The organism is Salinicoccus sp. CNSTN-B1 (assembly GCF_054792835.1).
In genome coordinates, this window is sequence record NZ_JBTWMN010000004.1 from 2,237,626 (window position 1) to 2,253,971 (window position 16,346).

Sequence of the window (16,346 nt, forward strand, 5' to 3'; positions counted from 1 at the left end):
GGTCAGTGATTACGGCTTCTGCATCCTCATATCCCCATATGCGTTCTTGATGAGCTCAGTGATTATTACACAATTCATCACCATATTCCCTTCAAATCTATGAAATAAGCTTACTTTGCGTTAGTACGTAGAGATTACGCTAAATTTTTCTGCGATTGTCGGGAAAATAATCCCAGATTGTATTATAATATTCATCTGACTGCATTTTAGGAGGCAACAGCAATGACTGGAAAAACACACTTAGTCGGGGGCATCGCAGCAAGTCTTGCAGTATCTTATGGCATCGGCGAGAACCCTTTCATCATAACCACCGCAGGTATAGTGGGCGCATTATTGCCGGACATATGCCATAGCGGGAGCAAGATTGGCCGTCAGTTCCCTTTCCTATCAAAACTCATCAACCTGCTGTTCGGACATCGTACCGTCACACATAGTCTGCTATTCCTTGTTCTGATATCACTCATCACCGACCAGATTTTCTCAGGTGATCTTATAAAGTACGGCCTTCTTGCTGGGATGATCAGCCATTATCTGCTTGATATGGCTACCCATAATGGCATTCGTTTATTCTTTCCGTTGCCGATCGTAATACGCTTTCCCATCACTGTAAAGACAGGTGGGCGGATTGAGAAGTTTTTCCTCAGTATACTCACCCTCGTATGCTGGTACTACATATTTAAATATATAGCATGGTTTTATCTATAGGTTGCTTCATTCTACTTGAGCCATCCCTTATCATGTGCTTTCGATATTGCTTCAATACGATTTTTTGTACCCATCTTATCCAATATGATTGATATATAGTTTCTGACCGTCCCATTCGAGAGATATAATTCCTTAGCGATCACTTTGGTGCTTTTCCCTTCTCTGAGGCGTTGGATAATCTCCTTTTCTCTATCAGTCAATGGGTTGGAAGCTTCAAAAGCTATATCAATAAGTTCAGGGGAGTAGACCTTCTTCCCTTTCATAATCTGTCTGATTGAGTGTGCCAGAGTCTCACTGGAGCTATCTTTCAACAAGTAGCCGCTAACCCCCGCCTTCTTCGCCCTTTCAAAGTAGCCTGGCCGGGCAAACGTAGTAAGTATAATGACTTTACAATCTGCTTCCTGAAGCTGTTCTGCAGCATCGAGTCCTGTCATGACAGGCATTTCAATATCCATCAGACAGATTTCCGGCCTTTCCCTTTCAACCAGGTCCAATATTTCCTTGCCGTTTTCTGCTTGCCCGACTACTTCTACATCTTCCTCTAAATCCAGTAATGCGCTAAGCGCGCCCCTCAATAGATTTTGATCTTCAGCAATTACAATCCGGATCACGATTCTCCCTCCTCAATCTGTTTCAATATCTTCGGTACTGTAATATTGATTTCAAACCCATCCATATTATTGATTATCTGAGGTCACCATTTACAAATCCCAAACGTTCCCGCATACCACTGATCCCGTGTCCTGCTTCGAAAGTTTCTTCTTTACTCTCTCCATTGTCCATAACTTTGAGGAAGATATCTTTATTGGTCTCAATGATCTCTATTGCACAAAAGTGTGCGCGGCTATGCTTGACGACGTTTGTGACCGCTTCTTTCAGGCACATGCTCAGCACATTTTCCACTAGTAAGGGAATGTGATCAAGTTCTCCATCAATATTGATGTCGTAACTGATCTGCGCTGCATCCATGAGTTCCTTGACGTGGGTGATCTCTTCCGACAGTGCAACATTCTTCATGTTGCTGATCATCTCACGTACTTCCTTCAATGCTTGCCTGGATGCAACCTGAATATCTGCCAACTCCTCCTTGGCCGCTTCCTGGTCCCTTGCCATCAATTTTTGGGCCAGTTCACTCTTCAACCCGATCATGGACAATTTCTGTCCAAGCGTATCATGGAGGTCCCGGGCAATTCTATGGCGTTCTTCAACGATTGCGAGTTCAGCTATCTTGAGGTTTGCATCTTCCAGCTGAGACTCCAACTCTTCTTGTTTGAGCCTATTATATTGATTGATCGGGATGAGTGTGACTGCGAGCAATGTCATAATCAAGAATGGCAGATGACTGAAAAGAAGGCTATAGTTATAGAAAAAACCTGTTACTATGGCTCCTGCTGTCGTTACGAGATGAATGACATACATGGAGACGAATCCTGCTTTACTTTTTATATTCCCTACAAAAAAAGCGATGAAAAGTGCGAAATATACATATCCATAAAGAATTGTCATGATTATATTGATGAGGAGTTCTATACTTAACCCGATATATACAAGTGGACCCCTGGTGTTGAAGGTCAGCCAATATATCGTGAAGAAAAGCAGTGTCATGACACTGCCGAATACTATTTCCACCAATGAGTTCGAACGGAATATGAAATAGAATGGGAGTATGCACAAAATAATCCATATATATAGACTGAGCCCCGTATTTTTTGGAAATATATGATACCAGTCACGCATGCTGAGCCTCCTCATTTTATTCAAGTGTAACAGTTTTATTGACATTATATTAAAAAATCCCCCGTGAAGGGGGATTAGTTTCTACTGGAGGCTCGCGCGCTTCTGTTTTAACCTTTCGTCGATTTCACTGAAACCGACGAATGTCTTATTTCTTTCATCATATAGGCGGAACCGGATCGATTCAAGGCTGGATTTCAGTGTGATGGTTGTCGCCTGATGCAGGGGTGGTGTACTTTCGTGTGCTTGCTCGAGATGATAGTTCGGCACCCTCGGAGCAAGGTGATGGACGTGGTGATAGCCGATGCTGCCTGTCATCCACTCCAACCAACGCGGCAGTTTATAATATGAGCTGCCATCAACTGCTGCTTTAACATAATCCCATTCGGATTCGTTCTCAAAATATGAATCTTCAAATTGGTGTTGGACATAGAAGAGCCAAATGCCCAGTGCACCTGCAAAATAGATGATTGGAAGTTGAACAAGCAGAAGGACGTGCCATCCTAAAGTGAAACCGATCAATGCGTAAATGGCCAAGAGGGAAACATTGATGAGATACGTATTCATACGCTCTTTCTTCTTTGCTCCCTTACGGTTGAAGCGGTTGGCGTAGAGGAACAGCGACAAGGGGCCAAGCCCGAACATGACAAGCGGATTGCGATAGAGGCGATACTTGAGCCGCTCACTTTTGCTTGCTTCCTCATATTCTTCAACGGTCATGACCCAGATATCACCAATGCCACGCTTATCAAGATTCCCACTGGTTGCATGGTGAATGGAGTGTTCACGTTTCCATTTTTCATAAGCAAAATGTGTGATCACGCCGGTGAACGTACCTAATATACTGTTCCATTTCTTGCTTTTAAAGAAAGATTGGTGTGCACAATCATGAAATATGATAAATGTTCTGATCATGAATCCAGCTGTACCCAAGCTGAATAGAAGGCTGAGCCAGAAAGAAATGCTTAATGATTGATAGGCTAGGAACCACAATACAAAAAATGGCACGATTGTATTGAGGATTTGAATTATGCTGGTCTTCGTCTGTGATTTTGCATAAGGCATGACCGCTTTTCTGAGTTGAGCCTGTTTTTCTTTAGTCATACGTATACCTTCCTTCCCATTATTCTAATTAAATTCATTTTATAACGGGAACAACCATATAAATAGAATCAGGTGTCAGCAGAAATCTATGACATTTGTCACTGTTTTATGACTTTCTTCATTGAGAAGTTTTACAAGAGAGTATAAAGATGGAGCATAACAGCTTGTGCTATGCTCCATCCCCTCTAGGTCTATTCATGATTTTCTTCCTCTAGTGCTCCGCACAATATATTTTCATCATGCGGGTTGTCCGTACTTTCAACTTGTATCGTAACATGCCCTATACCTTCATCCATCAGCCTTTTTTCCAAGTCATCGAGCAGCAACTGGCTCTCCGCTATAGTTTTCTTCCCATCTACTGTCACATGACAGGATAAAGCATGCTGGTCGCTTGTGATGCTCCACACATGGAGATCGTGAATATCCATGACCCGTTCATCTTCTTTGAAGACTTTAATGATGTTCTCAACGTCTACATCAACCGGTGTACCCTCCATCAGTACATGCACCGATGATTTCGTAACTTTCCAGCCACTGAAGAGAATCAGCACTGCAACAATCACACTTGCCAGGGGGTCTGCAATCCCCATCCGAAGAACATGATCAGGAGTGCAGCTATGATTGCTCCAATCGAACCGAGGAGATCTCCCATCACATGTAGGAATGCGGCTCTGATATTAAGGTTCCCTTCAGTGTCACCGCTCCGCATCATTAACCAGGCTACGATCAAGTTGACCAACAAGCCTATGATAGCGACTATAAGCATACCCGTTGAAGCTACTTCAGGCGGATCTGTAAAACGCTGATAAGCTTCATAGAATATATATAAAGAGACAAGTATGAGCGTTACACCGTTGAAAATGGCTGCAAGTATTTCAAAACGCTTGTAGCCATAGGTTTTACTGTAATCTGCCAATTTACTGCCAAATCTGAACGCCAGCACTGCTACGCCTAAGGAAATGGCATCACTCAGCATATGACCTGCGTCAGATAGCAACGCAAGACTATTTGTCAAAAAGCCCCCGATTGCTTCTACAATCATAAACCCTGCAATGATGAAGAAGCTGATCTGGAGTACTTTCTTATTGGCGTTATGGGTATGATCATGCGCCATCAGCGCGCCTCCTTTAAAAAGAGCCCATGGATATTACATCCATGGCCCCTTCACTTACTGGTTATCATCCGTTTTGTATTGCATATAGACTGCTTGAGTCACAAGGAAATCTTCCATTCCATGCTTGCCGTCTGCACCTCCAAGACCCGACTGGCGCATTCCCGCGTGATAACCCTGTACCGCTTCAAAGTTTTCACGGTTGACAAAAGTTTCGCCAAATTTCATTTCATTGACTACGCGCATAGCTTCATTCAGGTCCTCAGTATATACAGAAGATGAAAGTCCATACACTGTGTCATTGGCTTTTTCAATCGCTTCATCCAATGTCTTGAACGTAGAGATCGGGATCACTGGACCGAATATCTCATCGCTCATTATATTCGATTGGTGGGTGACGTTAGTCAATATGGTCGGTTCATAGAAGAACCCTTCATCCATCTCTGCAGGTTTCCCTCCTGTGACCACTTCAGCACCACCTTTAATGGCTTCCTGCACCATTTCATCTACAGTTTCGAGCCGCTCCTGGTTGACCAGTGGTCCGACTGAGATCTCCTTGTCCGTGCGTGGATCACCCATTTTCTTGGATTCGAATATTACTCTTAGTTTTTCAATCAATTCATCAGCTACACTTTCATGGACATAAGTCCTCTCTGCGTTTGTACATGCCTGGCCATTGTTCGCAAGCCGTGATGCCGCTATATTTTGTGCTGCAAGGTCTAAATCTGCATTTTTCGTAACGATTGCTGGTGCCTTTCCACCTAACTCCAAATTGACTTTTGTGATATTCTGCGCAGCAGCTTCCATTACCTTTGCGCCGCCTGGAATACTTCCTGTCATAGTCACCATATGGACCTTCTCGTGAGTAGCCAATGCATTACCTATTTCAGAGCCGACACCTGTCACAACGTTGTATACACCCTCTGGTATATCTTTCATTTCATGTATAAGCTTTGTAAATTCCATTGTTGTATTAGGCGTATGTTGGCTTGGTTTCACTACGATTGTACAACCGGTTACAAGAGCAGTAGCGACTTTTCTTGCCAGAATGAAAATCGGGAAGTTCCATGGTATGATACCCGCTACGACGCCTATCGGCTTTTTATAGATGAAGATGTTCTCATTAGGACGGTCGCTTGGAACGATTTCCCCTTCAATCCTTCTCGCCCATTCAGACATATATCGGAAATAGTCGATGGCAAGATCTACTTCACCGCTTGCCAACTCATAATCTTTACCTTGCTCTTCTTGAAGAATATCGATAAATCTGTCCCTATTTTTTTCGATTTCATCGCCTAACCTGCGTACAATTTTACCGCGTTCGATGTTTGGGTCATTTCCCACTGTTTTTGGGCATTAAATGCCGCTTCTACAGCTTTGTCTACATCTTTTTCAGTACCTTTTGGTGTTTTGGAAATTTTTTCTTCTGTTGCCGGGTTGATGATGTCGAGCCATTCATTACCGGATGATTCGACGTATTGTCCGTTAATGTACAATTTATGTTCCTGCACGACGACGCCTCCTAGAAATGTTTATAACCGTCTTCCCTTAACCGGGAAACCTTAAACTTTTCTAATGGTTGAGAGGTCTATCGTCAATAGTCATTGATGGTCTGCTGTTTATTGAATTCTTCTTCATCATCTCCTGTACCACATGCGGTCAACAGCATGAGTGTCATACCGGCGGCCATCAATAGTTTGATTGCTTTCATGAAATTACCTCCTCATCTGGACTCCATCTGTCCTCCCCATTCTTCTCCAGTTCAATGGCTGCAGACAAACTTCTAAAACCATTCTAACAGCGAGACCGGGCTGTGTCTAAGCGCCGCATGTCCTGATTCGATTGATAAAAGTCCCATATATGAAAAAGACTCCCGGGATTCCCCGGAAGTCTTTTTCATGCTTTCATTTCAAGAAGTTCACATATCACATGCGTCTGTCTCAATTTTTAGACCACTGCGACTTTTACTTCTCCTTCTTCCATCCTTACTTCAACATTGCCCACTGATTCCTCTTCCAGTATAAGATCTGTAAGTTGGTCTTCAACCTTATCCTGGATGACTCTTCTTAATGGTCTTGCTCCAAATCGTTTGTCATATCCGAGCCGTGCCAATTCATATTTCGCCTCATCCGTAATCGTGATTTCGATGTCGTTGTCTTCGACAGTTTCCCGAAGTTCTGCCAACATGAGATCGACTATCAGGAATAGGTCATCTTCAGAGAGTTCATTGAAGTTGATGATTGAATCGAAACGGTTCAGGAACTCAGGTTTAAAGTAGTCGCTCAGATTCTCCAGTGTCGATACAGACTCATGTGCCTCTGCGTTGAATCCTACACTCGCTGTATTGACTCCTGTACCTGCGTTACTTGTCATGATGATGACTGTATCCTTGAAACTGACCATACGACCATGCGAATCTGTCAAATGGCCATCTTCCATAATCTGAAGGAAAGTGTTCTGTACATCAGGGTGCGCTTTTTCTATCTCGTCCAGGAGGATGATGCTGTACGGGTTGTGCCGCACTTTTTCAGTCAGTTGTCCAGCTTCCTCGTGGCCAACATAACCTGGGGGAGAACCAATGATCTTAGACACTGCATGTTTCTCCATGTACTCACTCATATCAAGGCGTATCATGGACTCTCGGGAACCGAACAGTTCTTCCGCCAATGCCTTAGTCAGTTCTGTCTTGCCGACCCCAGTCGGTCCGACGAAGAGGAAGGAACCTATCGGACGGTATTTCGATTTCAGACCTGCCCTACTACGGCGTACTGCTTTCGCAACTTTGGCAACAGCTTCTTCCTGCCCGATGACTTTGCTGGTCATTCTCTCTTCCAGATCACGCATCTTCTCTTGCTCATCTGCTTGCAACTTCGTTACAGGGATGCCGGTTTTCTCCTCAATTATCAACTGGATATCAGAGACGTCTACGTCGATGGTCTTCTCCTCATCCTTAGCTTTCTCGAGCTGTTTCTCGAGCTGGATTTCGACATACTTCAAGTTTGCTGCTTTTTCATAATCTTCTCGTTCTGCCGCCTCGGTTTTTTCTTTCTCGATTTCATCCAAATGCTGTTGTATGGCATGCGCATCGTTTTCTGCATTTGCCAAGTTCAACCGTGAACCGACCTCATCCATCAGATCAATCGCCTTATCCGGCAAGAACCTGTCTTGGATATAGCGGTCAGAAAGAGATACAAAAGCGTGGATCGCTTCGTCGGAATAACGTACTTCATGGAAGTTCTCATAGCGATCCTTAATCCCTTGAAGAATTTGTTCCGCTTCTTCCAGCGTTGGTTCTTTCACTATAATCGGTTGCAAACGACGCTCCAGGGCCGCATCTTTTTCGATCTGACGATATTCCTTTAACGTAGTCGCCCCAATGAGTTGCATTTCTCCACGGGCAAGTGCAGGTTTCAATATGTTTCCTGCATCCATCTGTGAACTCTCCGCTGTACCCGCTCCAACCAGTAGATGGATTTCATCTATAAATACAATGATGTCGTCCCTTTGCTGTATTTCTTCGATCAATTGTTTCATGCGTTCTTCAAATTGTCCACGAATACCCGTATTGGCTACAAGCGAGGCTACATCCAGTATATATATTTCTTTGCCTATCAATTTTGTGGGCACAGCACTTTCAGTAATTTTCAGTGCCAATCCTTCTGCGATGGCAGTCTTACCTACCCCTGGTTCACCAATTAATACCGGGTTGTTTTTGTTCCGCCTGTTTAATGTTTCGATTACACGCTTCACTTCTTGATCGCGACCGATGACAGGGTCGATTTCCCCTGCCCTGGCAGCTTCTGAAACGTTTTTGCCAAGCTGTTCTAAGAGGCTGTCGTTACCTTCCTGACCTTGCTTGACGGTGGTGCCGGTATGGCCAGATCCATTTCCTTCATAATATCCATCATTATGTCCTTCACCATTGAAAGGGAATCCAAACTGGAACCCATCAGAGTTCATCATTTGTTGTCTGATATCCCGGAAACATTGGTTGCATAAGTGCATCTGTACTTTTTTATTGTTGAGTTTCATTGCAACATTAACATTTGCATCATTTATTCCACAGTTTTGGCATTTCATGAGTCATACCTCCTATATAATTGACCTTGACTAACTTTGACTATATAGATAGTATAAAGCTTCTCAATCGTCATTTCAAAAAGTCTGCTTCAAAAATTTATTTGAAGTCTTATGTGTTTGACTAACTTTGACTATATCATTATTATACATTGACCTTGTTTGACTTTCAAGTGATTAACCTTAAAAATCCACATATAATTATAAGTGGCTGCCGTCATTGAACTTTAAACTTAAAACCCCTGCCACCGGTATTGAAGCCCGGGTACAGGGGTTTGAAATGTCGTTTTTCATTTACTGGCATTTTACAGGTGTATAGTGATGTCTCCATCCTCACGAAGTTTTTCGGCGAGTTTCTGTACCGCTTCACTTTCTTTCTGCGACTTGATCTGGGATTCCAGTTCAGGCTTAAGTTCTTCAAAAGATGGTAGTTCCTCGGCACCTTCCATTTGTTCACGCTGCTCTTTCGCATCATCATAAAGTGACTGCAATTCCTTCTCTGTCGGCTTGATCTCGCCCGTTTCTTCAGCAATCAGCTTATCTACTTTCACCTGAGTTTTAATCTGGGAGGTGATTTCCTCTTTAGACATGCCCTGTTCTTCTACGGCAGCATAGAAATCTTCTTTGGACTCCATGCCATTTTGCTCAACGAGGCCATCAAGCATATCATCCACTTCTTCATCGGAAGCCTTATAGTCACGTTCTTCTGCTTCTTGTACAAGCAACTTCTGGCCGACCATTCCATCGGCTATCTGCTTCTTCAGTTCACCCTGGTCTACTTCTTCACCAGCCATCTGCTGCTGAATGGCAAGCTGTTGAAACTGTGCTGTATAAGTTTTTTCAAACTCATCTTTCTTCACTTCTTCACCATTCACTTCTGCCACGACGTCCGGTACATCATCAAGCTCAGGTTCAGGCATTTCTGGCTGTTCTCCCTCTTGTCCCTTACTTGCTGTTTCTTCTTGTTTCTTCGCATCATTATTCTTATCTTCAGCTGACTCTTCTCCTCCGCATGCTGCTAAGGCAAGAATCAATGCGCCTAGAGTCAGAGCCATTAATATTTTCTTCATGATTATTTTAGAACTCCTTCCAATACTTACTGTCCGTCATTTTAACACACCATGGACTTATTTCCATTTCTTAAGGGGGCCACATCGCTTTATTTTTTTGAAATGTGAACATTGCATGAAGTGCATATGACTTTTTAACTCACCGAAAATATAAAATGATGCCCTTTACAGAAGTTTTTTATCCATAAGGGCATCATTAAATGTTCTGCTTTCTATTCCACTGTCACTGATTTTGCGAGATTTCGCGGTTTATCCACATCGTTGCCGCGATGTAGTGCAGCATAATAGGCAATAAGCTGGTACACCACTACCGAAACGAGAGGTGTCAACATCTCATGCACTTGTGGAATGACATAGGTGTCCCCCTCCTGATCCATTCCTTCCATGGATACCATGCAGACTTTAGCCCCTCTCGCCTCAACTTCCTGGGCGTTGCCGCGGATATTCAAATTGACCCGTTCCTGTGTCGCTAAGGCAAATACTGGTGTATTCTCTTCAATCAATGCGATGGTGCCGTGCTTAAGCTCACCACCGGCAAAGCCTTCTGCTTGAATATAGGATATTTCCTTCAATTTCAAAGCGCCTTCGACACCAACATAATAATCCATAGTGCGGCCGATAAAGAAAGCATTTCTTGTTGTTTCAAGATATTCGTTGACGATCTGTTCAATTTCAGGCGCATCATCGATAACAGCTGTAATGGCTGTTGTAACTTTAGCGAGTTCACGCATCAGATTGATTTCAATATCTTTGCCGAGCTCCCTTGCAGTGACTTGAGCCAGAATCGAGAGTACCGCAATCTGAGCTGTATAGGCCTTTGTTGAAGCAACGGCGATTTCAGGGCCCGCATGCAATATAAGTGTTTCATCCGCTTCCCGGGCGAGGGTGGATCCAGGTACATTGGTCACAGTCAGGGATTTGTGCCCCTGCTTTTTGACATCAACCAGTACTGCCCGGCTGTCTGCCGTCTCACCTGATTGGGAAATGAAGATGAATAGCGGTTTTTCTGATAGGAGCGGTGTATTATAGACGAATTCCGAAGCGACGTGCACTTCAGTCGGCACCCCCGCCCATTTCTCAAAGTATTCTTTGCCGATCAGACCGGCATGATAACTTGTTCCGGCGGCTATGATGTATATACGGTCCGAACTTTTGAGTTGATCTATCACTGCACCATCGATTTTAAGGTTTCCGTCCTGATCCTGATACTCCTGTATAATTTTGCGCATGGCTGCCGGCTGGTCATTGATTTCCTTGAGCATGAAATGATCGTAAGTCCCTTTTTCAACTTCACTCTCATCAATCTCAGCTATAAAGGATTCCCTTTGAATTTCTTTACCCAAAGCATCTTTAATGATGATTTCATCTTTTTCAGAAGGACAATCTCCCGGTCCATCAATTCAACAAATTCATTTGTTTCCTTAAGCATTGCCATTGCATCAGATGTGATGACATTAAAACCTTCACCCTTACCTAGTAGAAGTGGTGATTTATTCTTAGCCGAATAGATGACTTCCGGCTCCTCTTCATCCAGCAGACCAATGGCATATGATCCATGAAGAAGGTCCAAAGTTTTTGTGAAAGCTTCTTCGGTAGTCATTCCTTCCGCCGCGAACTTGGCGATGATCTCAACGATGATTTCAGAATCAGTGCTTGAAGCCAATTCAACATCGGGGATATAAGTCTCTCTAATCTGTTCATAATTTTCAATGACGCCATTATGGACCAATGTAAAACGTTTATCAGTGCTTTGGTGCGGGTGGGCGTTTTTGACATTCGGCACCCCGTGGGTGGCCCACCTTGTATGACCGATACCTGCTGTCGAGGCGAAATCCATATCAACTTTTTCAGTCAAATCCTTAATTCTGCCCTTTTCTTTGAACACCTTTACTTCCTGTTCATTTCTGACACCAATACCTGCAGAGTCATAACCGCGATACTCCATCTTTTCAAGGCCGTTGAGCAATATGGTTTTCACATCTTTGCTTCCTATATAACCAACAATTCCACACATAAAAAAACATCCTTTCCGATTTGGTAGATCTATGCCAATGTTCTGTCCCACCAGTCACCCGGCAGTTTTATCAATTGGCTTCACGAATACTTTAGTATCCGGGACAGCATCCGCCGATTTTCGATAACTGTCCTCCTCGTCAACAGGAAACCCTGTCCAGGCGCTATTCCGATTTTTCAAACTCTCTTTATTCTCCTTTACTGTCAATGCTTTCATTCTAATGGAAATGCTTTCCTACCGCAATATAAACATAGATTAGTGAATACCATCTTCTCGAAAAAACAAGCTTCCGGATTATTCATCCGGAAGCCTAAGGTTTATTCCAATCCCATTTCTTGTTGAACCACTTCAGCTATAGCATTGGCATAACTGCTTGAAAGCTCTTCTGTTTCCGCTTCAGTCATTACCCGTACAAGTGGTTCTGTACCTGAAGCCCTGACCAGGACACGGCCATTGCCATTCATTTCCTTCTCAACTTCTTCAATCTTTTTAGACACTTTTTCATTTTTGACGACATTATATTTGTCGGAAACCCGGATATTCACCAATTCCTGAGGGTACGTCTCAACTTGTTTTGCCAGTTGTCCCAACGTCTTGCCGGAGGATTTGATGATCGCCGCGAGGTGGGCACCTGTCAAAAGCCCGTCGCCTGTTGTATTGTAGTCCATCATGATGATATGGCCGGATTGTTCGCCGCCAAGGCTATATCCTCCTGCTCTCATCTCTTCAACAACATATCTATCCCCGACTTTAGTCTTGTCACTTCTGAGCTTATGGGCTTCCAATGCTTTGTAGAAACCTAGATTACTCATGACTGTCGATACAACCATATCATCTTTCAGCATACCTTCCGATTTCATATGCTGAGCTAGGATGAACATGATCTTATCACCATCTACAATGTTGCCTTTCTCGTCCACTGCTATTATCCTATCGCCGTCGCCATCGAAAGCGAAACCGAAATCGCATCCTTCTTCTACAACAAGCTCTGCAAGTTTTTCAGGGTGAGTTGACCCCACGCCTGCATTTATATTCTTGCCATCAGGGTTACAGCCGATGGTTACTGTATCTGCTTCCAAATCACCAAAAAGATAAGGTGCCAAGAATACGTCGAACCATGTGCACCATCCAGGCCGATCTTAATCCCTTCGAGTTCGACATCCACTGTGGACTTCAGATAACTTATATATTTTTGCCCACCTTCATAATAATCCGATTTGCTTCCAAGTTCAGCACCTATCGGTCTTGGTAATATATCCTTATCTGCATCCAGGAGTTTCTCTATTTCAGCTTCCTGGTCGTCACTCAGTTTAAACCCATCGGATCCGAAGAATTTGATACCGTTATCCCCTACAGGGTTATGAGAAGCTGAAATCATGATGCCTGCATCGGCATCCATCTCTTTGGTCAGATAAGCGACGCCTGGAGTCGAGATAACACCAAGTCGCATCACTTCTGCCCCAATTGATAAAAGTCCAGCCACAAGAGCAGATTCGAGCATTTCCCCTGAAATGCGTGTGTCGCGTCCTACCAGCACGGTAGGGTTGGTGTTTTCATTCCCTGCCAATATATAGCCGCCAAATCTGCCAAGCTTAAACGCCAATTCGGGAGTGAGTTCAGTGTTTGCAACACCTCTGACTCCATCGGTTCCAAAATATTTACCCATTTCTTTCTCCTTTTTAACCCAAGATTTAACTGTTTTCCTCAACTTGTATTTTTGCCTGAAGAACCGCCGGTTCTGTGCGGTCCACATTTTCCGGCAGATCGATTTTCACATCTTGTGAAGTGGATTGGCTTAATCCGTCTATATCTACATCTACATTCATTTCATCGATTCCTGATAATACATCTTCTGAACCGAATACTTCTACCGTTTCATAATTGAGGTCTACACTTTTCAATGAATATCCTTTTTTGACTTGGCCATTCACCTCAAAGCTCACCGGTACTTCTTTGCTTCGTTCATCAACCTTGATTTCAACCCGGACACGCCCTGGATCTAACTTGACGTCCAGTTTATTGAATTGGGCATCGAATACGCTGACTTCAGCTTCTTCAACGCGATCTTCAGTAATTTTTGAATTGTCACTTAAGGTGGCACGTACATATTGTATACGATTCATCTGACTTCTCCACCCACGACAGTGATTGTTTCAGGTTCCACCGTAATTGATTTAAGTTCGTGATCTGATCCTATGCGACTGTCACTGACTTCTGCCTGTACTTCAAACGTTTTCGTTACAAGCTCCTGTATATCTACATTCGCCGCTTCTGGGACTATTTCTGCCGTCACATTTTCTGGCAGACCTTCTATTGTAAAATGTTCTTCATATTCTCCGATATCGCGATTCCTCAAATCCAGATAGACAGCGAGATCCCTCGTAGTCTGGAGCCTTTTGATGTTCGAAGCATTACCGAATAGTTGTACATTGACTTGTTCAGGGGCACCTGACACGTAATAATCTTCTTCTTCATAGAGTATTTCTACTGGTACATCTTCAATTATTTCCATATCTGCTGTATCGCTGTCGGCATTCAATAATTCATCAAATACATTATTGACCGACAAGAACATGAACAGTGCCAACGCCAAGGCGACAAATCTGAGTCCCCATTTACTTTCTAGCAAATAAACCGCCTCCTTCCTTCACAGGTGGAAGTATATGCCAATGTGTCTTCAACAGGTCATCCAGCTCTTCGAGTGTAATTTCCTTAGTCAGGCTGCTATCGTATGAAACAGATATGTTTCCTGTCTCTTCTGACACAACTACTGTGAAGGCATCAGTCACTTCCGATATGCCTACTGCAGCACGGTGTCTCGTTCCAAGATTTTTAGCTATTTTGTTGCTGTCGGATAATGGTAGATAGCTCGCTGCCGTAGCTATTGGTCCCTTGGATGATCATCGCCCCGTCATGTAGTGGGGTGTTTGGTATGAATATATTGATCAGCAGTTCTGAACTTATGTTTCCATTTATGGGTATGCCTGTTTCTATATAATCCTTCAACCCGGTCTCTCTTTCAAAAACAATCAGTGCCCCGATGCGCCGCTTAGCCATATAGCGCACTGATTTCACCATTGCTTCCCTAAGTTTATCGTGTTCCGATGTAGAACTTCCATTGCCATTCGTACGGAATAGGCTGCCCGTCCAAGCTGCTCCAGGGCACGCCTTAATTCAGGCTGGAAGATCACGATTATTGCCAGGAAACCCCATTCTAAAACTGTATCGAACATCTGAGTGGTCGTGGTAAGGTCAAAATAGTTACTTATCGACCGGCCGATTAGAATGAAGAATATACCTTTGATCAGCTGAATTGCTTTTGTACCTTTCATGACTGTCATCAAAAGGTAAATGACATACCATACGATCAGCAGATCGACAATACTTGTAATTATAGTAGCTGTTGTGAAATTTCCTAAAACACTGTCCATCTGCATAATATGTCCCTCACTTAATCATTCATATACTGTCGAATTCTTTTTCCAATTCCCCATGGATTAAAGAAAGCACTTCATCATTTCTCACAGGTCGGATATCAGATTTGATATCATCAAAAAGTGCTGCGGCACTTTCAATGTTCCCTTTTTAAAAAAGGCATAACTCCTCAACAATTTTGCCTCTGGACTGTTCATGTTTTCCACTCTTTTTTGAAGCAGCTCATAATTGCCAATCATTGCAAAATTTTTCCCTTCGATTAAAGCCAACTCACCTGCTTTGTATTGGATCTGAAGCACCTTGGAATGCTTTTCCACCCTTTTAAGCATCCTTAATGATGTAAGATACTCTCCGCATCTCTGATAACAGTCCGCCACGGCAAACATGATACGGATCACTCCGAAATTCTGATCGGAAAACCGGAGGATTGTGAATAAAGTATCTTCCAACAAGTCCAGGGCCGCCTCCACCCTTCTTTCTTCGACCATTAATTCCACCTTGAGAAGAATCGCATCAATATAAGTTTGATTGAAGGAGACAGATGAAAGAAGTGTTACAGCCTGATCGATATGTACATTAAGATTCTTTCTGTCCCCGATATGCCTATAATACTTGGCATATAATAAATGGATTCTGCCATTATCCGGTGCTGGGACCTCATCCACCCTATGATATTCTTTATTGATGAAATACTCAAATGAGGAAAAGTCGCCCTGATCCACCTTCTGTTCATAATAAGAGATTTCGCGCAGTATCTCCACATCATTATACCGGAAATGGGAAACTTCCTGCATGAAATCATTGACTGAGCAGTTCAACCGCTCACTCAGTTTAATCAAAACGTTTGTGGAGGGATGGACACTGCCTTTTTCAATAAGACTTAAATAGGTTCTGGAGATGATCCCCTCAGCCAATTCTTCTTGAGTCAAATTATTATTGTTGCGGATTTCCTTGATACGCTGTCCTATCATAAAGGCGCCCCCTCCACTTACTTAACAATTCCATCATATCAAATTGCCCTTTATGCAACAAATGTTACAAGTGTTATCAGTCAAATAAATGGATGTTTATTCCGTTGACATAACAATTTCACTTA

Annotated in this window: 9 protein-coding genes and 5 pseudogenes; 1 reads left to right on the forward strand and 13 read right to left on the reverse strand. The window is 43.2% G+C overall.

Annotated elements, in window-relative coordinates; all coding sequences use genetic code 11:
• Nucleotides 1–222: 222 nt before the first annotated feature.
• Complete coding sequence (locus tag ACYF68_RS13200) at nt 223–705, forward strand: metal-dependent hydrolase (protein ID WP_461047393.1); 483 nt, start codon at nt 223–225, stop codon at nt 703–705.
• 11 nt (nt 706–716) lie between these two features.
• Here the strand turns inward: ACYF68_RS13200 and ACYF68_RS13205 are convergent, their stop codons facing one another.
• The 13 genes and pseudogenes from ACYF68_RS13205 to ACYF68_RS13265 form a co-directional block, all read right to left on the reverse strand.
• A complete protein-coding gene (locus ACYF68_RS13205) occupies nt 717–1,316 on the reverse strand; it encodes a response regulator (protein WP_461047394.1) in 600 nt (199 codons plus the stop codon).
• Between the two features lie 73 nt (nt 1,317–1,389).
• Nucleotides 1,390–2,442, reverse strand: coding sequence for a sensor histidine kinase (locus ACYF68_RS13210; RefSeq protein ID WP_461047396.1), 1,053 nt, complete (start codon nt 2,440–2,442; stop codon nt 1,390–1,392).
• A gap of 81 nt (nt 2,443–2,523) precedes the next feature.
• A complete protein-coding gene (desA, locus tag ACYF68_RS13215; protein ID WP_461047397.1) occupies nt 2,524–3,543 on the reverse strand; it encodes a Delta(5) desaturase DesA in 1,020 nt (339 codons plus the stop codon).
• Nucleotides 3,544–3,734: 191 nt separating this feature from the next.
• Nucleotides 3,735–4,657 (reverse strand): annotated as a pseudogene (locus tag ACYF68_RS13220) (cation diffusion facilitator family transporter).
• Nucleotides 4,658–4,711: 54 nt separating this feature from the next.
• Nucleotides 4,712–6,165 (reverse strand): annotated as a pseudogene (gene aldA / locus ACYF68_RS13225) (aldehyde dehydrogenase).
• 436 nt (nt 6,166–6,601) lie between these two features.
• Entirely contained in the window at nt 6,602–8,734 is a 2,133-nt protein-coding gene (locus ACYF68_RS13230; protein WP_461047399.1) for an ATP-dependent Clp protease ATP-binding subunit, read from the reverse strand.
• A 302-nt stretch (nt 8,735–9,036) separates the two neighbouring features.
• Nucleotides 9,037–9,801, reverse strand: a complete 765-nt coding sequence (locus ACYF68_RS13235; protein ID WP_461047401.1) for a SurA N-terminal domain-containing protein — start codon at nt 9,799–9,801, stop codon at nt 9,037–9,039.
• 212 nt (nt 9,802–10,013) lie between these two features.
• Nucleotides 10,014–11,815 (reverse strand): annotated as a pseudogene (glmS, locus tag ACYF68_RS13240) (glutamine--fructose-6-phosphate transaminase (isomerizing)).
• Between the two features lie 317 nt (nt 11,816–12,132).
• Nucleotides 12,133–13,481: pseudogene (gene glmM / locus ACYF68_RS13245) on the reverse strand (phosphoglucosamine mutase).
• Between the two features lie 25 nt (nt 13,482–13,506).
• Nucleotides 13,507–13,938, reverse strand: a complete 432-nt coding sequence (locus ACYF68_RS13250) for a CdaR family protein (protein ID WP_461047403.1) — start codon at nt 13,936–13,938, stop codon at nt 13,507–13,509.
• The gene (locus ACYF68_RS13255; protein ID WP_461047405.1) at nt 13,935–14,444 is read right to left on the reverse strand and encodes a CdaR family protein; all 510 of its coding nucleotides are present in this window, start codon (nt 14,442–14,444) and stop codon (nt 13,935–13,937) included. Before ACYF68_RS13255 ends, ACYF68_RS13250 begins: the two co-directional genes overlap by 4 nt.
• A pseudogene (gene cdaA / locus ACYF68_RS13260) lies at nt 14,431–15,252 on the reverse strand (diadenylate cyclase CdaA). Before cdaA ends, ACYF68_RS13255 begins: the two are co-directional and overlap by 14 nt.
• A gap of 84 nt (nt 15,253–15,336) precedes the next feature.
• Nucleotides 15,337–16,221, reverse strand: a complete 885-nt coding sequence (locus ACYF68_RS13265; RefSeq protein ID WP_461047406.1) for a helix-turn-helix domain-containing protein — start codon at nt 16,219–16,221, stop codon at nt 15,337–15,339.
• Nucleotides 16,222–16,346 lie beyond the last annotated feature (125 nt).